Annotated in this window: 20 protein-coding genes; 2 read left to right on the forward strand and 18 right to left on the reverse strand. The window is 49.4% G+C overall.

Annotation, left to right across the window (positions count from 1 at the left end; all coding sequences use genetic code 11):
• Positions 1-711 precede the first annotated feature (711 nt).
• The 15 genes from hydF to LBQ00_00075 form a co-directional block, all read right to left on the reverse strand.
• Positions 712-1,947, reverse strand: a complete 1,236-nt coding sequence (gene hydF, locus LBQ00_00005; GenBank protein ID MDR2017268.1) for a [FeFe] hydrogenase H-cluster maturation GTPase HydF — start codon at positions 1,945-1,947, stop codon at positions 712-714.
• Positions 1,948-2,596: 649 nt separating this feature from the next.
• Positions 2,597-4,318 carry a [FeFe] hydrogenase, group A gene (locus LBQ00_00010; GenBank protein MDR2017269.1) on the reverse strand — a complete coding sequence of 574 codons (1,722 nt, stop codon included), beginning with the start codon at positions 4,316-4,318 and terminating at the stop codon, positions 2,597-2,599.
• A 21-nt stretch (positions 4,319-4,339) separates the two neighbouring features.
• Entirely contained in the window at positions 4,340-7,408 is a 3,069-nt protein-coding gene (gene nuoF / locus LBQ00_00015) for an NADH-quinone oxidoreductase subunit NuoF (GenBank protein ID MDR2017270.1), read from the reverse strand.
• 14 nt (positions 7,409-7,422) lie between these two features.
• Complete coding sequence (locus tag LBQ00_00020; protein MDR2017271.1) at positions 7,423-7,923, reverse strand: NAD(P)H-dependent oxidoreductase subunit E; 501 nt, start codon at positions 7,921-7,923, stop codon at positions 7,423-7,425.
• 112 nt (positions 7,924-8,035) lie between these two features.
• On the reverse strand, positions 8,036-9,802 hold the full coding sequence (locus tag LBQ00_00025; protein MDR2017272.1) for a [FeFe] hydrogenase, group A: 1,767 nt from the start codon (positions 9,800-9,802) through the stop codon (positions 8,036-8,038).
• 46 nt (positions 9,803-9,848) lie between these two features.
• Positions 9,849-11,429 (reverse strand): NADH-quinone oxidoreductase subunit NuoF, encoded by a 1,581-nt coding sequence (gene nuoF / locus LBQ00_00030; protein MDR2017273.1) that lies wholly within the window; start codon positions 11,427-11,429, stop codon positions 9,849-9,851.
• Positions 11,426-11,884: an NAD(P)H-dependent oxidoreductase subunit E gene (locus LBQ00_00035; protein MDR2017274.1), complete on the reverse strand. Its 459-nt coding sequence runs from the start codon at positions 11,882-11,884 to the stop codon at positions 11,426-11,428. The genes nuoF (LBQ00_00030) and LBQ00_00035 overlap by 4 nt, the downstream gene beginning before the upstream one ends.
• A gap of 12 nt (positions 11,885-11,896) precedes the next feature.
• Positions 11,897-12,256: a hypothetical protein gene (locus LBQ00_00040; GenBank protein ID MDR2017275.1), complete on the reverse strand. Its 360-nt coding sequence runs from the start codon at positions 12,254-12,256 to the stop codon at positions 11,897-11,899.
• A gap of 48 nt (positions 12,257-12,304) precedes the next feature.
• Positions 12,305-12,844: an ATP-binding protein gene (locus LBQ00_00045; GenBank protein MDR2017276.1), complete on the reverse strand. Its 540-nt coding sequence runs from the start codon at positions 12,842-12,844 to the stop codon at positions 12,305-12,307.
• A gap of 294 nt (positions 12,845-13,138) precedes the next feature.
• Positions 13,139-13,867: a PHP domain-containing protein gene (locus LBQ00_00050; protein MDR2017277.1), complete on the reverse strand. Its 729-nt coding sequence runs from the start codon at positions 13,865-13,867 to the stop codon at positions 13,139-13,141.
• Positions 13,864-14,211 (reverse strand): hypothetical protein, encoded by a 348-nt coding sequence (locus LBQ00_00055; protein MDR2017278.1) that lies wholly within the window; start codon positions 14,209-14,211, stop codon positions 13,864-13,866. Before LBQ00_00055 ends, LBQ00_00050 begins: the two co-directional genes overlap by 4 nt.
• Before the next feature lie 87 nt (positions 14,212-14,298).
• Positions 14,299-15,651, reverse strand: coding sequence for a 4Fe-4S binding protein (locus tag LBQ00_00060; GenBank protein MDR2017279.1), 1,353 nt, complete (start codon positions 15,649-15,651; stop codon positions 14,299-14,301).
• Positions 15,644-16,123 carry an ATP-binding protein gene (locus LBQ00_00065; protein ID MDR2017280.1) on the reverse strand — a complete coding sequence of 160 codons (480 nt, stop codon included), beginning with the start codon at positions 16,121-16,123 and terminating at the stop codon, positions 15,644-15,646. Before LBQ00_00065 ends, LBQ00_00060 begins: the two co-directional genes overlap by 8 nt.
• Positions 16,120-16,479, reverse strand: a complete 360-nt coding sequence (locus LBQ00_00070) for a hypothetical protein (GenBank protein MDR2017281.1) — start codon at positions 16,477-16,479, stop codon at positions 16,120-16,122. Before LBQ00_00070 ends, LBQ00_00065 begins: the two co-directional genes overlap by 4 nt.
• A 334-nt stretch (positions 16,480-16,813) precedes the next feature.
• Positions 16,814-17,011 carry a CBS domain-containing protein gene (locus LBQ00_00075; protein MDR2017282.1) on the reverse strand — a complete coding sequence of 66 codons (198 nt, stop codon included), beginning with the start codon at positions 17,009-17,011 and terminating at the stop codon, positions 16,814-16,816.
• Between the two features lie 477 nt (positions 17,012-17,488).
• Between LBQ00_00075 and hydE the strand changes: the two genes are divergently transcribed.
• On the forward strand, positions 17,489-18,610 hold the full coding sequence (gene hydE / locus LBQ00_00080; GenBank protein ID MDR2017283.1) for a [FeFe] hydrogenase H-cluster radical SAM maturase HydE: 1,122 nt from the start codon (positions 17,489-17,491) through the stop codon (positions 18,608-18,610).
• The gene (locus LBQ00_00085) at positions 18,606-18,746 is read left to right on the forward strand and encodes a hypothetical protein (GenBank protein ID MDR2017284.1); all 141 of its coding nucleotides are present in this window, start codon (positions 18,606-18,608) and stop codon (positions 18,744-18,746) included. The genes hydE and LBQ00_00085 overlap by 5 nt, the downstream gene beginning before the upstream one ends.
• Before the next feature lie 475 nt (positions 18,747-19,221).
• On the opposite strand, the gene LBQ00_00090 is transcribed toward LBQ00_00085, so the two are convergent.
• The 3 genes from LBQ00_00090 to LBQ00_00100 form a co-directional block, all read right to left on the reverse strand.
• Positions 19,222-20,007 (reverse strand): DNA adenine methylase, encoded by a 786-nt coding sequence (locus LBQ00_00090; protein ID MDR2017285.1) that lies wholly within the window; start codon positions 20,005-20,007, stop codon positions 19,222-19,224.
• Positions 20,008-20,149: 142 nt separating this feature from the next.
• Entirely contained in the window at positions 20,150-20,431 is a 282-nt protein-coding gene (locus LBQ00_00095) for a hypothetical protein (GenBank protein MDR2017286.1), read from the reverse strand.
• A 98-nt stretch (positions 20,432-20,529) separates the two neighbouring features.
• On the reverse strand, positions 20,530-22,845 hold a 2,316-nt coding region (locus tag LBQ00_00100; protein MDR2017287.1), incomplete at its 5' end, for a hypothetical protein.

A 22,845-nucleotide genomic window follows, 5' to 3' on the forward strand; every position in this document is an offset into this window, starting at 1 on the left:
CCCCATCGAAGCCACCCCCCGCGTCGTTTCTAAACACCCGGGGGCGGGGGGGGGGGGGGGGCCGAAAATCATGCGGCAAAGGCAGCGCAAAAACTCTGTACGAACGTGACGCCGCGCTATCGCGCGAACAAAAAAACGTTGGTATGCCTGGTGGGGATAAAGGCGCTGGTATGCTGGGGGGCAAGGAAACAGCGCCCGGCACAGGGCAGCGGCCAACATCACCGCCAGTAAAGAAAAACACACACTTCTACGGCAGCGTGAAAATTGACGTCAATAAACTTGGTGCTACGGCAGGGACAATTAACACTGAAGTCTTGCAGCATTTGAACAAGCTGGCAGGCGTACAGATTGACATTACTCTTGAGCGTTCCCGATGGTGTACCTGATGATATGGCGCGTACAATACGTGAGAACTGCAAGGTGTTGAAATTCGATAACAGCGATTTTGGAAACGAATAACGCCGTATCGCCCTTCGGGTCAACTTGGCCTTAAGCTAGCGGTAGCCCGCATTGCCAATCACCGCCGTCACCGTTTGATTTTTCACACTTCACACAAAAAATCAAGTGGAAAAACAACACGATGGAACAATCAATATGCGTAATTTTTATTACTGATATACACAGAGCGAGTTTATAGAAGCGCCCGATGAGGTGCGACGATCTGCCCGAATCCACAACTGCAGACCAAATCAGGAGGCGCAACTTCAATTCTCAGGCCTCGAAAACCTCCCTGGCTTCAGGGAAAGGCATCAGAGTCCTTTTTAGAATACCGGTGACATATGCGATGAACACGCCGTAGTTGACCATTGGTACCTCTGCCGCCTGAGTGGCCATGATTCTATGGAGCATCTCTTTACGGTTAATCATGCACGCGCCGCAATGGATGATCAATTTGTAATCCTTCACATCGGCAGGTAGTTCGTGGCCGCTGACCCATTTGAAATCAAGGGTACCGCCCACGACCTGTTCCAGCCAGCGCGGTATCTTGATGGTTCCAATATCGTCTTCTGCTCTGTGATGGGTACATGCCTCGGCGATTAGGATTTTATCGCCCGGCTTCAGGCCTTCGATTGCCTTCGCCCCTTCCGCGAGAGCCCTGAGATCTCCTTTATAACGGGCGAAAAGAATGGAAAAGGACGTCATCATCACGTCTTTTGGTGTATCTGCCGCTACCTTCAAAAATGCCTGGGAATCGGTCACCACGAGACGGGGCTTCTCTTTCAGATTCTGGAGGGCGGCTTTCAGTTCCCGCTCTTTCACCACCAAGGTGATGGCGTCATTGTCGAGAATGTCCCGGATCGTCTGAACTTGAGGGAGGATCAGCCGACCCTTTGGGGCAGCTCGGTCTATGGGCGCCACGAGGACCACCGTATCCCCCGGAGATATAAGGTCTCCCAGGATGGTATTGGGTACCCATTCTTTAGGGGCGGAGTTGATCATTGCAATCTTAAGGTCATGGATACCTTCCCCGGTAAGGGCGCTCACAGAGATCACCGGCAGGTTGAACCGCTCTTTGATCTTATCTATTGCCGCGCCAGGATGTCTGTCTGTCTTGTTTGCCACCACGATTACGGGCACGTTGCTTTCTTTTGCCTTTTGGATCACTTCCTCTTCATACTCTCCGGCTCCATCATCTGACGGATCGATTACGAGAAGAAGAAGATCCGTCTTGACGAGCACCGAGAGCGTCTTTTGAATGCGGAGCATGCCCAGATCGCCCACATCGTCGATACCTGCCGTGTCGATGAGCACCACCGGCCCGATGGGCAGTATTTCCATTGATTTGTACACAGGGTCCGTCGTGGTGCCGGGCACATCGCTTACAATCGCGATATTTTGGTTTGTGAGGGCATTGATAAGACTCGATTTCCCGACATTGCGCCTGCCGAAGATTGCGATATGCAACCTGCTTCCCCTGGGAGTTTCGTTGAGATTGGTATCTGCCATTGTTTTTCCCCCGTCTTCTTTAGTCAAGTTTACGTTCCCAGGCTACGCCAGGGGACGGGTGGGTAAGTCATAGGTTGAGAAGATGATATCCATATCTTTATTGCTGAAAAGCCCGCCTTCGACAACCATCTCCCTGACCTTCTTTTCTTTCTTTAGTCCGCTGCTTTTTTTGCAATGCGGGCCGCCCTGTCATAATCCGGGCATAGGAGGAATGCCGACCAGGCGAAAATGTTTTTCTTTCAGCATCACACCCAAGCACTCTGTGTTCTAAAGCGGGAGCGTTTGTTCCTTGCCGCGTGAATCTCATAATATACATTTCTTGGGACGTTAAGAGGTTCCAAAAATACTTTTCCTCGTATTCCATAATCCCCGCCAACCAAAGTGTATACTTGTTTTTCTTTCTTTTCAAGGGAGAAGGAACAGGTTGCTTCTTTTCCAGGAGGGGAACTCCTGTGTATTCACGTTAATCATTTTTTCTTTGATAAGAGAAATATTTATCGATAAGGTGAGATTCCTTTATAGAAGATATCTGATGCTTCCGACGCCGATGAAAAGAAAATGGGTAAGGTATGTAGTAAGGTTGCCAAAAAAGGAAAAAAGAGGGGATCAGGAGTTCCTGATCCCCTCTTCAATTATTCGCCGCAACTTCTTAGTGCACTTCCCTTGCTTTGTATTTTGTGTGCAGCAGATGATGTGATTTTTCACCTAGAGGATTTTTAAGATATTCTTCATAAACCCTTGTTACAGAAGGATTCTCGTGAGATTTTCTTTTTGGCATCCCCCTGTCCTCTGCATAAAGGGCCTCGGCCCTTGCTGTTCTGATTTCACTGTTCACAGGTATTGGCTGGCCGCCGCCGCCGACGCATCCGCCTGGACAGGCCATGACCTCTATAAAATGGTAGTTCGCTTCACCTTTCTTCAATCTTTCCATGAGTTTCCGCGCATTGCCAAGTCCGTGGGCCACGGCTACTTTTACATCACCCACTCCTTCAATAGGCACCGTCGCCTCTTTGATTCCTTTAAGGCCTCTTACGCCGTGGAAATCAAGGTCTGCTAGTGTTTTTCCGGTGAGCACTTCGTAAGCCGTTCGCAGGGCTGCCTCCATAACGCCGCCTGTGGCCCCAAAGATCGTGCCTGCGCCTGTGTATTCACCCATTGGCGCGTCATACTCCCCATCGGGAAGATTGTTGAAATCTATACCAGCCTCCCTGATCATACGGGCCAGTTCCCTCGTGGTGAGCACAAAGTCTACATCCTTATACCCGCTGTCGGTCATTTCGGGCCGCTCACATTCGAATTTCTTCGCCGTGCATGGCATGACGGAGACGACCACCATATCCTTTGGATTGAGTCCTTCTTTTTCGGCAAAATACGTTTTGGCTAAGGCGCCCAGCATCTGCTGTGGGGATTTACAGGTAGACAGGTGAGGCAGCAGGCTGGGATAAAAATGTTCGATAAATTTGATCCACCCTGGGCTGCAACTCGTAATTATCGGGAGGGTCCCGCTTTCCTTGATCCGCTTGATCAGCTCATTGCCTTCTTCAATGATGGTCAGGTCGGCAGTGAAATTCGTGTCGAATATGCGGTCGAAGCCTAACCTGCGAACAGCGGACAGCATCTTTCCTGTCACAAGCGTCCCTGCAGGATATCCGAACTCCTCGCCCAAGGCCGCCCGTACTGCTGGGGCTTCCTGGACGACCACGAATTTCGTAGGGTCAGCCAAGGCTTCCCATACTCCCTCTATACTCGACTTTTCCGTAATGGCGCCCACCGGGCATACAAGAGAACACTGGCCGCAATTCGCGCAGGCCACGTCATTGATGCTCGCGTCAAAGGCAGGCGCGACTTTTGATTCAAAACCTCTGCCTTGAGCGAACAACGCCGTTACAGTCTGGACATTCTGGCACACGGTCACACACCGGCGGCAGAGTATGCATTTATTCTGGTTCCTCCTGAGAGAGGGGGAACCTTCATCGATGCCGCCCTTGCTCATCTGGCCCGTGAACCTTACCTCACGGATGCCAAGTTCTGAAGCTATCTTTTGAAGTTCGCAATTGAGGTTACGGTCACACGTCAGACAGTCCATGGGATGATTGGAAAGAAGCATCTCAACGGCGAACTTTCTCGCCTTCCTTACCCGCGCTGTAGTGGTGTGCACAACGAGTCCTTCCGATGCGGGAAAGACACAGGATGCCTGCAGGGCACGATTTCCCTCCACCTCCACAAGGCATACGCGACATGCGCCTATGGCCTGTACTTCATCAAGATAGCAGAGTGTGGGGATATGTATTTTGGCTTTCCGGGCGGCCTGAAGAATCGTGGCGCCCTGTTCGACCTCTACCTTCTGGCCGTCTATAGTTAAGTTTATCATATGTGGTCACGCTCCTTTATCTTAATTTGAAGATTGCTCTTCCTGTCTCAGGTAGCAGTGCAGGCATCTTTTAGCCTCTTCCACCGCAGACTTAGACGGGTAGGGGAGCACAACTTCCTTGAAATTCTTATACCTTTCAGAAAGGGGAACGGTCTGGGTTTCCAGCCTCTCACGCTCGTTCTGATATTCTTCCTCGTTGTAAGATACGACCAGGTTGACCAGCTTTTCCCTGAAGGTGTCTTTCAGGAGACCGTCACCCCCGAGATACTTGTCAATAGCCATGGCCGCTTTCTTTCCGTCGCCTATGGCTTCTACCACCGTGGCAGGCCCCCTTACCACATCGCCCGCCGCGAAGACGCCGTCTTTCGAGGTAGCGAGAGTTTTCATATCTTTTACGTCAATCGTTCCGGAGCCGCTTACTGCCACCCCGTCACCATTTATGTAAGAAAGATCTGGAGTCTGTCCGATGGCGGCAACCACGACGTCAACATCAAGCGTGAATTCCGAGCCGACTATAGGCGTCGGTGTTCTGCGTCCGCTCTTGTCAAATTTTCCGAGGGTCATGCGAACACACTCAATCCCGGATACTTTACCGTTCTTCATTACGAGGCTCTTGGGAGCCACAAGGGTGTGAATTTTTACACCCTCATGCTCGGCTTCTTCTATTTCTTCTTCATAAGCGGGCATACCTTCCTTGTCTCTGCGGTAGAGTATGAAGACGTCCGTGGCGCCGAGCCTGAGCGCCGACCGTGCCGCGTCTATCGCGACGTTTCCGCCTCCTACTACCGCCACACGCCCTTCAACCTTTACCGGTTTCTTGAGGTTGAGATTGCGCAGGAACGTGGCGCCGTCAATCACGCCTTCGCCGTCGTCACCTGGTAACCCGAGTTTTTGCCCTTTGTGGGCACCAGTTGCCATAAGAACAGCCCCGTATCCGTCAGCTAGAAGTTTCTCAATTGTGATGTCTTTGCCAATGGCGGTATTGTACTTGATCTCAACACCCAAGTCGGTGATTGTTTTTACCTCGGCATTGAGGATTTCTTTCGGGAGACGGTATTCAGGAATACCTACGGCCAGCATGCCGCCAGGTACTGGCAGAGACTCGAAAACCGTGACCTTGTATCCTTTGGTCGCCAGATAGTAGGCCGCAGTGAGGCCGGCCGGTCCGCTTCCTATGATTGCAACTTTCCCGTCCCTTGATTCTTCCAGTTTGGGACGATAGGGAGCAAAAGAATTCATGTCTAAATCTGCAGCAAAACGCTTCAGAGAGCAGATTGCTACCGGCTCATCGACCTGTTGCCTGCGGCATTTCGTTTCGCAAGGATGCACACAGACCCGGCCGCACACTGCCGGGAAGGGATTCCCCTCTTTAATAACCGCAATGGCGTCCTCGAATCTTCCTTCGCTTAGGAGCGTCACGTAGCCCCATGCGTTCTGGTCAGCAGGACAGGCGTTCTGGCAGGGAGCGTCAAATAGGGCAGAACATACTCCTGCCTGACAATGTTTATCTCGTATGTGTTCTTCATACTCATGTTTGAAGAACCGCAGGGTCGATAGGACCGGATTTGGTGCGGTCTGCCCTAGGCCGCAAAGCGCAGAGTCCTTGATCCTTTCGGAAAGTTCTATCAGTTTGTCTATATCGCCTTCCTCGCCGCTACCGCGGACGATACGGTTCAGGATCTCAAGCATACGCTTTGTTCCTATGCGGCAGGGAGGGCACTTGCCGCAGGATTCATCTTGAATAAAGTCAACGAAGAATCTAGCGAAGTCGACCATACAGGTATCCTCGTCGGCAACGATGAGGCCGCCTGAACCGACAATGGCGCCCAGTTCCTGGACAGATTCATAATCAATAGGTACATTCAGGTGCTGTACGGGAATACATCCGCCAGACGGTCCGCCCAGCTGGGCAGCCTTGAATTTTTTCTTGCCCTTTATGCCGCCTCCAATGTCGAAGACAAGCTCTCCCAGACTTGTACCCATGGGCACTTCCACCAGGCCGGTATTATTTACGTTTCCTGCAAGGGCAAACACCTTGGTGCCCTTGCTCTTTTCCGTGCCGAAACTTGCGTACCAGTCGGCACCTCTGTTGATGATTGCAGGGATATTCGCGTATGTCTCCACGTTATTGAGGAGGGTAGGGACATTGAAAAGACCACGCACTGCCGGGAAAGGCGGCCGTGGTCTTGGCTCTCCCCTTTTTCCTTCAATGGAGAACATGAGTGCGGTTTCCTCGCCGCAGACGAAAGCTCCGGCACCGATCCGTATGTCGAGTTCGAAATCGAAGCCTGCCTCGAATATGTTCTTACCGAGGAATTTATATTCTCTTGCCTGGTTAATGGCCCATGTAAGCCTTTCGATCGCCAAGGGATATTCGGCCCTTACATACACATAGCCCTGATGAGCTCCTATAGTGTAGCCCGCGATGATCATTGCCTCAATCAAGCTGTGAGGATCGCCTTCCAGAACACTCCTGTCCATAAAAGCGCCGGGATCGCCTTCATCTGCGTTGCAGACTACATATTTGACATCTCCGAAGGACTGTTTTGCAAACTTCCATTTCATACCCGTGAGGAATCCACCTCCGCCGCGTCCACGGAGGCCTGACTGGATTACTTCCTCTACGACCTGATCCTGGGTCATGGATGTGAGTGCTTTGCCTAAAGCCTGGTAGCCGTCCCTGCCTATGTACTCCTCTATATTCAGTGGATTGATGACCCCGCAGTTCCGGAGCACGATCTTCTCCTGGTTCTTAAAAAAGGCGATACCTTTAAGGGACGGGATGACTTTCTCCGTCAAAGGTTCTTTATAAAGCAGACGTTCCACTAATCTGCCTTTTAGAAGATGCTCGGTTACTATCTCTTCCGCATCGGAAGGTTTGAGTTTCTGATAAAAGACTCCTTCAGGATAGATGAGGGCCAGAGGGCCCAGATCACAGGAACCAACGCAACCGGTTTCAATTACTTTCACCTCTTCCTGAAGACCGTGTTCCATAATCTTGATGACAAACGCATCTCTTATTTCCCGGCAGCCCGACGATACACAAGCGGCTCCGGCGCACACTAATACATGAGCACGCACTAGCTCCATTGTAAATCCCCTCCTTACTTATATTGGTCAAGAATTTCCATAATTTTCGTCGTTTTGACCCGACCGTACACGTCATCGTCCACCAGCATTGCAGGGGCGAGGCCGCATGCGCCAATGCAACGCACTACGTCCACCGAGTAACGTCTATCATCCGTTGTTCCGCCAACCGGGGTGTTAAGTTCTTTCTCTACTTTTCCGAGCGTCTGCTGGCCGCCGCGTACATAGCAGGCGGTACCCAGGCAAACTTTCACAATGTGACGTCCTTTTGGAACCGTGGAGAAAAATGAGTAAAACGTTATTACCCCATATACTTCGTTCAATGATACGCCAAGACCTTCCGCCACTTTCTCCTGCACCTTACGCGGAAGATAACCGAAGAGATTCTGGGCCTTATGGAGCGCCATTATCAATTCCTCAGGTTTTCCGCGATGCTCGTCAATTATGACGTCAAGCCTTGGGTAAAGCTCTTCTTCGCTTAGTTGAGCGCATGTGCACTCATGGTTTGCATCGGACATGCTATTCCTCCTCTACTAAGTCAATTCGCCTGTATTTAGAAAACTTGGCGTATCTTTCCGGGTACGCTTAAAAGCGGATACCCGGTTTGTTTTTTCTCTGCACCAATATCTGTCAATCTGTTTGTTCGGATACCACCTTCCCGTCGACCGGACTTCTTTTGTAATATTGAGTATGAAGCAGGTGGTGGGATTTCTCCGAATTGGGCTTCCCGAGGTATTTCTCATAAATTTCTTTTACTGAAGGATTTTCATGAGACCTGCGGTGCGGAAGAGACTTGTCTTCCGTATAAAGCGCCTGACCTCTGCGAGCCCTCCTTGCCATGTCGCTGCCCCATGGTTGTCCCCCGCCGCCAACGCATCCGCCCGGGCAGGCCATCACTTCTATGAAGTGGTACTCACTCTTGCCGGTGGCCGCCAGTTGCTCGGATACCTTATCGAGAAGCTTTCTTGCATTCCCGAGACCGTGGGCTACTGCAACCTTCAATTTGAGACCTTCTATGTCAACCTCCGCCTCTTTGATACCAGTCATACCTCTCACCGCCACTATGTCAGGGTTTTCAAGCTCTTTTCCCGTTACGAGGAAATAGGCGCTCCTCAATGCCGCTTCCATGACGCCCCCTGTGGCGCCGAAAATAGTACCGGCACCAGTGTAGTCACCGAGAGGATCATCGGCCGGTTCATTGGGCATGTCATTAAGGTCAATGCCTGCTTCCTTCAACATCCTAGCCATCTCTCTTGTGGTGAGCACATAGTCTACATCCTGATATCCGCTCGTCCGCATCTCCGGACGCTGGCATTCAAATTTTTTGGCAGTGCATGGCATAATTGAGATGGAGACTATTTTCTCCGGTGAGATCCCTTTCAGTTCGGCATAGTACGTCTTGGAGAGTGTCCCGAACATCTGCTGGGGAGACTTCGCCGTTGACGTATGTTTTGTTAAGTGAGGGTAGAAAGTCTCAAAGAACTTCACCCAGCCTGGAGAGCATGAGGTGATCAAGGGCAGATCCTTATCCCCAGTGATCCTGCCCACCGCTTCCGTGCCTTCCTCCAATATGGTAAGGTCAGCGGTGAAATTCGTGTCAAATACTGCATCAAATTTCAGCCGCCGCAGTGCGGCATGCATCTTGCCGGCCACAAGAGTCCCAGGTTCCATCCCGAATTCCTCGCCTAACATGGCCCGTACAGCCGGCGCTTCCTGAACGACCACGTGTTTGTCGGGATCGTTAAGAGCCTGCCATACTTCATCCACATGGCTCTTTTCGTAGAGCGCTCCTACCGGGCAGAACACGGTACACTGGCCGCAGTTCACGCAGGCACTGTTGCCCATACCCTCGTTGAAAGCATCTGTGATCTGTGTCTCGAATCCCCTCTGGTCAAGGGTGAGGGCATTCACGGTCTGGATATTGGAGCATATTTGTAAACACCTGCCGCAGAGGATACATTTATTGGGATCTCTGACGATGGAAGGACTTGTTGTGTCTATTGGCCGTTTTTGTTCGAGGCGAGGGTAAGCCAGCATGTCTATGCCGACCAGATTTGCCACGTTCTGCAATTCGCAAGCCTGATTCTTTATACAAGTGAGGCAATCCATATCATGGTTCGAAAGGATGAGCTCCACAATCTCTTTTCTGGCCATCCTCACTTTTGCTGTATTGGTATGGACCTTCCATCTCCTTTCAAGCCGGGTCATACATGCCCTCTTCATTGCGGGAAGACCTTCTATCTCGACCACACAGAGCCCGCACGAGCCTTCCGGCACTAAATCGGGATTGTGGCAGAGGGTAGGGATGTTGAAACCAGCCTTCCTTGCGGCTTCAAGGATGGTCGTCCCTTCTTCAACCTCGACATCTATATTGTTGATCGTTGCTTTTATTATCATTGGTCTTTATAACCTCCTCATTGCACGTGATGACGCAAAAACCTTCTCATTGAACCTGGGTGAGTATTTCATTCTTGAAATACTTCAACGCGCTCGATACAGGGAGATAGAGCGATTGTCCCAGCGGACAGAAGGACGTATCTTTCATCACTTCGGAGATTCTTAACAGTCCGTCGACATCATCTTTATTTGCGCTGGATGAGGTCACGCGGTCAATGATCTCCACCAAGCGGGCCGTCCCGAGACGGCAGGGAACGCAGTGGCCGCAGGATTCATGCTTGAAAAAGCGCAGAACACTCTTAAGTATATCCACAATGTTCGTATCCTCATCCATAACCAGTATCGCTCCGGAGCCGAGGGCTGCAGAGTATTCCTTCAAGTTTATGAAATCCATCTTCACGTCGAGCATATCGGGCCCAAGAAATGCGCCTGCGGCTCCTCCAACCAGAGCGCCCTTGAATTTCTTCCCACCTCGGATCCCACCGCCGTATTCGAATATGATATCTTTCAGGGTGGTGCCCATCTCTACTTCAATGAGCCCCGGCGTAGCCACATGGCCGAGTATGGTATAAACTTTTGTTCCGGGACACTTCTCTGTACCGTATTTCTTAAAATTTTCCGCACCGTTCAGTATGATCTCCGGTATATTGGACAGGGTTTCCACGTTGTTCACAACGGTTGGTTTACCCCAGAGGCCGGATGTTATCGGATAAGGAGGCTTGTTCCTCGGATGACCTCTCTTCCCCTCTATGGATTCAATGAGGGCTGTCTCCTCACCGCATACGTACGCTCCAGCGCCCTTCATCACCGCTATGTCGAAGCTGAAGGTGCTGTCGAATATATTGTTGCCGAGAATCCCATATTTTCTCGCGTCGGCGATGGCCTTTTCGAGGCGTTCGATGGAGAGGCCGTATTCTCCGCGGATATAGACATACCCTTTGGTGGCTCCCACCGAATAACCTCCGATGATCATGCCTTCTATGAGCTTATGAGGATCGCCCTCAAGAATGAGCCGATCCTTGAATGTTCCCGGTTCCCCCTCGTCGGCGTTACACACAAGATATTTTTCGGGATTTTTAACATTTATGGCAAATTCCCACTTGAGGCCGGTGGGAAACGCAGCCCCGCCCCTGCCTGTCAACCCGGCATGTTTTACTTCGGAGACGATATCTTCAGGTTTCATTGTGGTAAGGGCTTTAGCTGCAGCTTCGTAGGTGCCTGCGGCAATTGCTTCTTCTATACTCTCCGGGTTTATGATCCCACAATTCTTGAGGACTATGCGGGGTTGTTCCTTCAGAAGCCCGGTCTTTTCTTTTCTTATCACAGTGCGTTTCGGCGCCTCGGCAAGTACCAGCCGGGCAACCTGTCGTCCTTTGAGCAAGTGCTCTTCGACTAACTCGTGTACATCTTGTGGGGTCACGTTGGCATAATAGATACCTTCCGGGTAGACGACCAATACAACCCCCTGGCCCTCCACGCCCACGCTACCCGTCTCCAGTACGGCGATTTCCTGAGAAAGCCCCTGTGCCGCTATCTCTTTTATCAGCGCTTCTTCAACTGCCCGGGCACCAGCAATGACCGTGTTGGCGTCCATGCTGATAAGTACATGATTTCTCACCATATTCATAGGCTGTTTCTCCTCTCCTCCAAAATGGTGTCAACCTTTTCGGGCGTAAGTTTACCAATGGTCTCGCCATTCATCATCAAAGCAGGCGCCACGCCGCATACCCCGAGACAGCTTGTGAGCTCAAGGGTAAAGGCGCCGTCGGGAGTCGTCTCCCCGACTTCAATATTGAGTTTCTTTTTTAAGTAGTCAAGAAGTGATTCCGAACCCATCAGACAGCAGGGAGGGGATTCACAAAGTCGTATGATGTAACGGCCGCGAGGTTTCAAGCTGAACATGGTGTAAAATGTGGTAACCCCGTGTACAAAACTATAGGGCAATTTAAGATAGTCGGCGCAGACTTTTATATCTTCCTTTGCGATGTAATGCTGTTCATTGTTATCCTGAAGTTCGTGAAGGATATAAAGTATATTGTCCGCCTTAGGTTCAAATTTTTTGAGTATAGCTTCTCTATACAAGATTATGCCCCCTTACTTCGCTTCGATAACGTAATCCAATACAGGCTTATTACTCACAAGATGTTCTGCGACGATTTTTTTTGCCTTTTCCTTGTCGATGTTGCCATACACGACCGCTGGTTTTCCTTCTTCAAGGATCTCAATCATTGGTTCCTGGGAAGCCAGCCCTTTCTCACCCGTCTGAGTAACGACGACGTCGAGAAGATTTCTGTTGCCTATTTCTTCTACAAACGTTTTCAATACTTCTCGCGCCCCGGCGGCAATACCGCTCGTACCCATACCCACAACCACCTTGATGCGGGTCTTCTTTTGTCGCAACTCAATGTTTTTTTCCGCATTTTCTCTTATTTTCCGAAGTTCTTCTAAATTCATGACGCCTCCCATTTGCGTGTGCTAATTTATATACAACACACATTAATTTTATATAAATTGCAGCTTTTCGTCAAGAAATTCTGTTAAAAATTTCACAATCTCGGGATGATTGATAGGTACAGCGCCGATCAACTCCCTAATTTCTCTTGTATGCAGGGAAAACGTTTGTCCGTCAACACTGTAAAAAAAAGAAAAATCCACTTCTTGATTTCCCATGATTAGGACCAAAATTGTTTCCTTCAGGTTACCCAAAGGGGGCAAGTCAGGGTGGTCAAGCTGAAACGAAACAGAAATATCGACCCCTTCGCCCGACTTGCTTGTCAAGCTAAACTTTCCTCCGCAGGTCTCTGCGGTCCCCTTCAAAAGAGGAATACCAAGCCCCACTTTTTTCCCCTTCTTCGTAGAAAAAAAGGGGTCAATCACTTTCTTCACCATCTCTTCGTTCATACCCCTCCCATCATCTTTAAAGGCTATGGATAGGAGGTTATTTTTTCGGTCCTTACTAATGGCAATGGCTACATGCGTGGCTCCGGCGGTGACGGCATTTGCCGCGATATCCATGATGTGGGCGCAAATCTCCTCCATCATGGATGAATCTCCATATTGTCGCGGTGTGTGGCAGGAAACCTGATAAATGTCTCTATATATAACCTCATATAATTTTGTACGCAGACTCTTCAACTGGAACAAGCAACATTTTTACGGTGCTTATTATAGTAATATTCATACCACTATAGATGTCCGTAGAAGAACTTGTACATTTTTAATTATGTGACATTTTCTCTGTCGGGTGGCAACGATCCAACATGTATGGATATTATAAAATATATCTAAAAATTATTCCACTTAATGCGCTATAAGGTTCACAGAATGATCGGGATCCTAAGGATTCCTGTGCCCCAAGTCTTCCATGGCTTCCACTATGGTTTCGAAGCGCACCTCAGTCAGGTTCAGCGAGGTCCTTCGTTTTCCTATATCGGACAGGTAATGGGCGTCCGAAAAAGTAAGGAAGGGCATGTTCTTGTTCATTATAAAAGGCAACAGTTCCGGAATCCTTTCCCTGTCGCGAATTTCCACGGCATCTACTGCGAGGTTCTCCGGTATGTAGCCCAACTGACTTATGATGCTGAATGTAGGATTGTCTATATGTGATGGAATAACTATCCCCCCCAATGATTTTATGAGGGCCACGGCATTGTCGAGGGTGATAAGAACTGAATTGAGAAGTAATTTGTCTTCAAATCGCACGATATGGTTGTCCTCATCAACAACCACTTGGTCCCCGAAGTAATCGGCTTTATTAGGAACGGAGGGCAATGACGGATATATCTGTTTTTGAAGTTCAAGGGCATTCTCGCTGGAACCGAAGATTGCCAGCAGGTGTATCTCCTCTGTGGTCTGCAATTCCATTCCGGGCAGCACGAGGAGGTTGTGCTTTTTTCCGATTTCGCGGGTATATATGGCGTTTTCCACCATGTTGTGATCGGTTATCGCAATAGCATCAAGGCCGACCTGACATGCCCTAGAGACAATGTCTCTGGGGGACATCTCCAAACTCCCGCAGGGCGAAAGGGCTGAATGGATATGAAAATCACACCAATACTTCTTCACCCATCTTCACTCTGGTTAAGTGCGTTGTAAAGGACTCCGCTTATATCGAAAGCGGAGCGACTGTCCCTCAGGATCGCGACGCCTTCCGTCTTCGCCTTCTCTATAACGGCGTTTTCTACCGTCAGATTACGGGGTATAATGACTGCACACACATCCTTGAGTTTTGCCACACCAAGGATGTTGATATGCCTCTGGACCGTGACCCACACCGCATTGGACCTCACGTTCGCGATCACGTCGGACAGGAGATCCGACGTATAGCCGGATTCAATCTCCTTGTCCAGATTTATGTTCCCTGTCAGATTCTCAAAATTAAACTTGGTAACAAGATCGCCCACGACCATGGTCTAGTTCCCTCCTTATATTTTCGACTGCCTGCTGGCAAGTCTGCTTGAGCCTGATTCCTGATGCCGAGTCTGAATAGGCGGACATTATCCTTTAGTGTCGTGTTTTGCCGAGTTGTCGGACATGGCTGGCGGCGGCTTTCTTGCCAGATCAAGGATTTCTTCGGCTAACGTCGTCAGTCTTCCCCGCAATTTTATGATACAATCGGTTTCGAAAGCGAGTCCGCGGACGATATCTTCCGCAAGGGCACGACAACTAGGCGATCCACAGGCGCCGCAATCTAAACCCGGAAGATCCTTTGTTATTGAGTCCAATCGTTCCATTTTTATTAGTGCTCTGGATACGTCCTCATCAAGGACCATAATCGGTCGCGGCTGAATCGGCTCGCTCAGTTCAAAGGCGCTGCTCGCGTATATGCCGTGCAGCCATTCTTCATCGTAATACGGCGCAACGGCCGGATATTTCTTGACAAGGTGACGAAGTCGGACCCGTCCTACGAAGAGGTTCTGTATGTTGAGCGGCCCGCCCACGCATCCCCCGATGCATGATTGCAGTTCTATGAAATCCACATCCCGCAGCTCTCCGCGCTCAATTTCTTCCAGGAGGCTGATAACGTTGTGAATACCGCTCACCGCAAGGCTTGTGCCGAAATTAACCCCTTTTGATTCCCCGGTGACGTATCCCCAGGCCAATCCGATATTTCCTGCCTTACGGGGAGATCCATGCTTTTCGCTGCCCCGGTTCTTTCCGATCTGTTTCAGTATGTCTCTGTAGATCAATGAAACACCGATAACACCGTCAACAGAGGAGATTCCATTCGTCATAGGGTGCTTCATCTCTGTTACCTTGGCAGGACAGGGAGAGATAAAGAATGCCCCTATTTCCTCATAATCAAGACCAGTTCTTTTTGCTGTATCTTCTTTTGCAATGCGGGCAGCCATCTCCATAGGAGTCATTACAGGTAGAACCTGGCCAAGAAGATCGGGGAATCTGATCTGCATGAGGCGGAGTACGGCAGGGCAGGCAGAGGAAAAAAGAGGCCTTGTGGATCCGGTGTTTTCGAGATAACGGTGCACCACGAAACTGGCTATTTCGGCGGCGAGGGCCACCTCAAAGATATCGTCGAACCCTATGCGTGTAAACGCATCAAATATATCTTCCATCTTTGTGTCGTCGCTGAACTGCCCAAAAAAAGAGGGCGCAGGAAGGGCAATTTTATATTTGAAGCTGGATAATTTTTCCAAGGTATCCGTGATCGCTATCTTTGCGTGGTTGGGGCAGGCGCGGATGCATTCGCCGCAATCGACGCACCTTTCCTGCATAATCTTGGCTTTCCCTTCGTGAACACGGATTGCTTCGACAGGGCACCGCTTTATGCAGTTCGTGCAACCCACGCATTTGTCGTAGTCAAGTGTTACCGAATGGAAATAATCAGACATACATGGCTCCTGTTTCGGCTTTATTGCTGTCCTTTGGGTGCGAATAGAGTGTCACTTTCAGGGTTGTGCCTATGCCGGGATGCGTTTCAATATCCAACGAATCCGAGCAATGCTTAATGTTAGGCAAACCCATGCCGGCTCCAAAACCCATTTCCCTCACCTCTTCCGGGGCTGTCGAATACCCCTCCTGCATAGCCAGATCAACATCTGGAATCCCCTCGCCCTCATCACGGGCTATAACGGTTACATGGTCCGGGACTATGGTTACCTGTATTTCTCCGTGATTCGCATGGATCACTATGTTCATTGCGGCCTCATACACAATAATAGCCGCATTCCTTACAATTTCCTGTCTGAGACCCAACTGTTGCAGGGCTTTTTTTGTCTTTGATGCAGCCTCGCCGGCCATTATGAAGTCTTTGTCGTTCACCTGAAATTTGAATGCAAGACGGGGTTCATTGTCAGGGCTCACTCGATTGAACCTCTCTTGCATCCTTCAATGCCGTTGCTGAAAAGAAGCCCGGAACACTTGTAGATAAGGAACGGAGTTGAAAGAAGAGGTATTTTAGCCAGATTTACGTTATTTATGATCTCTTCCGAGGGTTTCTTTCCCCCCACGAAAATCACCCCTACTGCATCCATCACTTCTGCCGTATGGATTACGTGCTGGTTGGTAAGGGAAGTTATGAGCAAGGTATGAGAACCGGCGAACGCGAGCATCTCGCTTATGAGATCGCAGGCAAACGCGGTTTCCACTTTCCTATTCAAATGCTGCTGGCCGCAGAGCACCTCAGCATCAAGAATCTCTTGAACATCCTTTAAAGTCATAATCCAAGCCTATCTCCTCTATATTATTTCCCGTTGCTCTCATGTACCGCAAACAAAGCATTGAGCGGCGCGTCCGGGCTGCAGGCTCATAATACCCAATCTCCGGTCAGTTCCGCTCCCATTAAAACTTAGGACCGATTGACAGAAATTAAGGGTGTAATCACTTCCTAAGAATACTATACGTCGGATTGTTCTGTCCAGCGGTTATGGATCAGGGTGCTGTGGTCCGTCCGTCTTGTTGTTTTCCGCCGTCCATTCGTGCTCGTTGGCCTACTTGCGACTGTAAAATAACACCCGACTTAGACTAACCGAGACCGGGCGTTATTTTACGATTTTATCCAGATAATTTATCCATGATGTAATTGTTCAGGTATTCAATCCCGATCTCCTGCTCATTGATAATTGCTTTTACCACGTCTCCAATGGACGCCAATCCCGACAATTTTCCTTTGTTAAGAACGGGAAGGTGTCTGATGCGTTTTTCTGTCATAAGCGAAACGTACTCGTTCATCGTTGTTTCGGGCTTAACCACGCAGAGCTCTTTAGCTTGTAAAAATCTCTTTTGATGACCTTCCTTTCAATATGACTTCAATATAATTTTTCTGGCATAGTCACGTTCCGAGATGATTCCTGTCACTTCTTTGTCTTTCTCCTCCGCTACTACCAGGGCGCCTGTCTTTTTATTCTGCATCAGGTCCTGTAAACCAGGGTATCGGGCGATACGGTCCAGACTTCATTTCCCTTGTGTTGTAGTATTTGCGCCACTGTTGTATTCATGTTTCACCTCCGGAAGATTATTTTTTGTGCCGAACAGCCATGCTGTCCGCTAAGAACATCACAACATGGCAAACGTCGCACATTACAAAGTATACATATCTCCAAATAATTTCTTCATGTTTTGTTTAAAGGCGGATTCCGCGAAAATTTACATTCCCGGATATTTGCGCTATACTAAAAAAGGAAAAATTGTCACTTTTTGTCGTAATTAATATGGGAGAATAAGGAGTAAATGAAGAAATTGGAAATGTTCTTGGATCCGTCTCATGAGTTGGCCAGGAATGACCTGATAGGCCTTTTAGGCCTCCAAGACCGGGAGGCTATGGAGGAGCTGTTTCAAAGGGCATACGAGGTAAAGCTTCAGCAGGTGGGGAAAAAAGTGTATTTCAGGGGTATTATCGAGTTTAGCAACATATGCGGCAAAGACTGTTTTTATTGCGGGATAAGAAAAAGCAACCGCAATGTGGTCCGTTACCGGATGAGTGAAAAAGAGATTCTTGAGGGGGCCCGCTTCGCCTGCGAGAGCAATTACGGCTCCATAGTCCTCCAGTCGGGGGAACGTAAGGATTCCAGGTTTACTGCCTTTGTGGAGAAGACGGTGAAAGCCATAAAGGAGATGAGCGGCGGTAAACTCGGCATTACGTTGTCTCTTGGAGAGCAGGATGAAGAGACATACAGGCGCTGGTTCCAGGCTGGGGCGCACCGCTATCTCCTTAGAATTGAAACGTCCCATGAGGCGCTCTACCGCCGTCTTCATCCTAAAGATCACAGTTTCAGGAAGAGGCTCAATTGCCTGAATTTACTGAAAATGATGGGCTATCAGGTAGGAACTGGGGTCATGATAGGGCTTCCTGGACAAACTGTGGAGAATCTGGCCGATGATATTCTTTTCTTTGAGAAGATGGATGTTGCCATGATTGGGATGGGACCCTATCTGATTCATAAGGATACGCCCCTTTCCTCCGAAGTTACGGATTTCGAGACGATAAAGGATCGACAGCTCGACCTTGCCCTCAAGATGATCGCGGTTACCAGGCTCTATCTGAAAGACGTGAACATTGCATCTACCACGGCTCTTCAGGCGCTCACGCCGACAGGCCGGGAAATGGGACTCAGGGCAGGAGCCAACATCATTATGCCCAACATCACCATCACCAAATACCGGTCATCTTATCAATTGTATGACAATAAACCGTGCCTTGATGAAAATGCCACATTCTGCAGGGCATGTCTGGAGCAAAGGATCGAATCCATCGGCGAAACCATCGGATACAACGAGTGGGGCGATTCTCCTCACTTTAAAAAGAAAGAGACCGGAGAGGCGGTAGACGAGAGCGGTCACATTCAGCATTGACGACAGGACCGTCACCGGAAAGCCGGATCATACGATTCTGCAAACCATTCTCAAAAGCGGTTTCAACCTCCATACTTTTTTACTATCATCAAAAACTTACCAAAGGGCGTACCAAATATGCGTCGTTCGCATCTAAGACAGGGCGGTATTGAAGGCTCCATGCTGCGCGAGTCAGTGAAAAACGGCTATAAAACCCGCTGACCAAGGTAAAACAATACCGAAATTGTCCCATCAAAAGGCTACCCTGTATTGAAAGAAGCCATTATAAAAAGTTAAATCTTTATGATAGCAGCCCGTCGGCAGGGAACGAGGGCGGATTGACGGTTGAAGGTTCAGGAACATTCACAAATCAGGTTTGACGGTACGGGATTTATGTAAAATTATAGTGGATAGTTATGTATTGGTAACTATCCGGTATTCATGATATGGCTAGGATGTGCCCGTAAGACAGACAGGACAGTGCGTATGAAGGAATGGTATGGGAGGAGGTCTCGGTCTCGTCTTATGTCTTGTGCGAGCGTCTTCCATTCTCGGTTTTGAAGCAGCGCGAGATATTTCTGAGCGCGGGGGCGCGATAACTCCCTCAAAAAAGTCTTTGACTGTATCAAAGCTCATTTGATTTTACTCTCTGGATTGTAATTCAGAATCAGCAATTCAGTCACCTTTTTCTGCTTACTTGATCCGGCGGCCAGATAGCGCGTCTCGACCTCAAGGATCCGGAACCTCCGGAATAGCTCCCTGATCTCCGGAGTATCGTTTATCGACATGATGAACTTACCCGATATGCGAGAAAGTATGTCGGCAAGAGCACTGAAGTCGTCTCTGCCAAAGATGTCTTTTCCATAGTGATTCTCGCAATTAAAATATGGCGGGTCTATGTAGAAAAAAGTCTCGGGCTTGTTGAATCGCTCAATAATACGTTGATACGGAAGATTCTCAATGTAGACGCGACTGAGACGCAAATGAGCCATGGAGAGATCCTCTTCGATACGCAAGAGGTTCAAAGTAGGCGGCCTTGTCGTTGCGATATTAAAAGTCTGCCCCGCCACCTTCCCGCCGTAGCTGTTCCGCTGCAGATAGTAAAATCTTACAGCCCTTTGAATATCCGTAAGGGATTCCGGCGCTTCTTTCTTAAAACGTTCAAATTCATCTCTGGCTACCAAAATCCACTTAAGATACCGAATGAACTCCTCAAGGTGATTCTTGATGACTCTATACAGCGCGACAAGATCACTATTAATGTCGTTGATGATTTCGACCTTGGATTCCTCTTTCCTGAAGAGCATCCAGGCCGCACCGGCAAATACCTCGCAATAGCATGTATGCTCCGGTATTAAAGGTATAATCTTTTTGCTTAGTAGACTTTTACCGCCGAGATAGTTTATAAAACTGTTCATACGTGCCCTCCTTTTGGCTTAATCGTGCGGATGGTAGCGGGATTTCCCGTCATGCATTGCCGTGCATGGTTGGGGGAGGGCTTTACTCCTTTGACTGCTGTCCGCCGTCTATTATCAGGGCGACTCGCGCCCGGGTAATCAATTATTCGAACACAATATCCACCGTAAGAGACTCCCTACCCGCCATTACCGGGGCGGAGTCTATACTATCTCCATTTATGATTCTGGCCGTATAGGTCGCTCCATCAAAATCAGTAAAAGTGAAGTCATACTTGGCACCCTTCACAATATCCAGAAAAGCCAGAAAATTATGGTAATCAGTACTTGATATATTGCGCCAGTGGAGCCTGCGGGTATGCTCCGGATTTAACCCTTTATCATAGATGTAGAGCTTGCCGCCGTTACTGCGATCTTTAGGCTGCATATACCTGATCCTGCGGCTGTAATCGCCTGGCGAAGGGTTCCGCTGGAACTCCACGCAGGCCGTTGGGGATGAGGTTCTTTCAAACTTTATTTGAGCCATTAATATTCCCTCGCTTTGAGGTGTATCCTGTCGTTACGCATATCTCTGCCACTGCCCGGTTCGATGTTGGCTTGCTGAATTTCGCACAGCAAGTTGCCTAATTCCGTTAGCGTTATTCCGTCCGCGAACTCAAGCTCCACATTATCCAAGAACACGTCCAACTCCACAATCCGCCTCCGATCCTTGTATCTTGCGAGGTAGAAATTAGCGACCGACATAGCCATCGCGCCGTCCTGGACAAAATCAAAGACAAATAGACCGGGTTTTTCCTTTTCTCCGTAACGTTGAATGGACGTTGCGTCAGATGTTTTGTAGGTTCCACGATAGCTGTCATCGCCGCCCTTGCTGGCATTACGGTTATACTTGACCTCAATTTTGTTTATCACATCTTCCAGCGGGCTGCGCTTTATCTTGGTTAGGGTTTTGTGACTGCCGCTATCCATGGCCGTCATATCGGCGGTGATCATCTTGACTGACGTAAGCGTATCCGGCCTAACGATTAGCTCCGCCCTGGCGGCTCCGAACCGAAAATAACACCGGCATTCCCACGCCATCTTGCCTAACCACTGTTTGAGCCTGACATAAGAATCAATCACTACAGAAAACGAATACCCCGAAAATACCGCCGATAGGTTACTCGTGAAGTCCGCTACGGGCCAGCCGGTTTGAGCATTAAGAAAATGCTTTACCACATCGGCGGGACGAGAGATAAGCGCGCCTGCCGTGCCGGTGAACGTCCCTGAATTATCATCCCCATAACCATCAGCGAAAACAACGAACTTGTCGACCGCTCTGGTGGCTACAATCCCGCCAGTCTTAGTTACCGCCGCCAATGACGTGCTTGTCCTTGCGGTGTTTATCTCCAGTTCAATTTCGTAAACCCTGCATGACATACTATACGTTGATGCTGATCCGTAATGCTCTGCTGTTACCGTTATGCTCGTTGGCACCGTAGTCCCAAGGGAGATCCTTTGTGTCACCTTGACATTTGATACGTTAAGGTTGACGCCGCTTACGCGGACGTACGCCCCTGCTGGTGAAGGCGTGCCAATGAAGGAGGTATGCGTAACTACCGCGTACACTGCTGACGGAGTAGGACCGTTATAAGCTGGGAACGTTACCGAAAAAGTGGCCGTGGCCTGCGATGATGAAGAGTTAATCCGAGCCTCCACGAAAGTATCAAGACTGCCGTCGCGAAGATTTAAGGGTGTAGCAGCGTTTGTCCATGTCCATGCCTCCGCGTTATTTACAGACGATCCTGTGCCGTACACATTGGCAATTAAAACGTTGCCGTGATAATGCCCCGGATCGTTAATGCCTATGGTGTCCATGGCTGCTTTTACTGTGATATTCCCCGTGGCTCTGAGAACGGTATCACCCCCGGACAAGAGAGTCGATACCCCGCTTGACACCTGCAAGAGATCCCCGCCGATTGATGCATAAATGCCTTTGATGGCCTTTAATCCGTGTGCTGCCACAATGCTGTCATAGTTGGCCAGATACTCACATACCTGGGCACCTGCGCCATGAGGCGTTGCCGTGGTCGACCCGGAGCCTCTCGTCATGCCGTTAAGCCGGTACGTGGTCTCGGTGACGCCGACGGTTGTTGTTATGCTTGTATAGGCGATCCTCTCATCATCGATCCAGACAGATCCGGCGGCGGGGAACTTGGAGCCGTCAGAGACGTAGCAGGTCGTCTCGGTGGCGGTGATATTGACCTTGAGTGTGGTACGCTCACCCCATACGCTTCGGAGGCAGGCGATCATGTTATTTGGACCATAGACGATAGGTTTAACCTGCCCGATATCGTCAGGATGGGCTTTGGGATAGGATGTAGCGTCGAGTGTGACGCCGATGTACTTATCAAGCCTGACCGAGATGTCGGTCATCTCAAGGCGCATGATCAAATCGTCAGTCCGCTCCCAGTCGGTGATGTTGCCTCTCCATATTAACTGTGGCGGATCCGGGAGATCCATCCAATCCAAAAACGCCAAATAGAGTTTGCAGTCGGTGGTCTCCGGGTTGTTTGCCGGCGTATCAAGGATAGTCTCTATATTAGGGACAATGTAAGGATCTATAATAACGTCCAGGGAGAATGAGCTTACCTTCGTGAGCGCCATCTCGCCGGATATGTCCTCTGTGATTTGTCCCCAGTTTTTTACCCAGCCCTTAGTGGTCGCCCCACCCTTCCATGTAGTAAATGTGACCTGATAGTCCGAAAGATATATCGCCCCCGTCGGAAAAGGACATTCCAGAATCCAAAACGGCGCCGCTCCGGTTCTTTTATTCTTTTCGACGGTGAAGTTTGAAGGGAA

Source organism: Syntrophobacterales bacterium (assembly GCA_031274925.1).
GTDB lineage: Bacteria > Desulfobacterota > Syntrophorhabdia > Syntrophorhabdales > Syntrophorhabdaceae > PNOM01.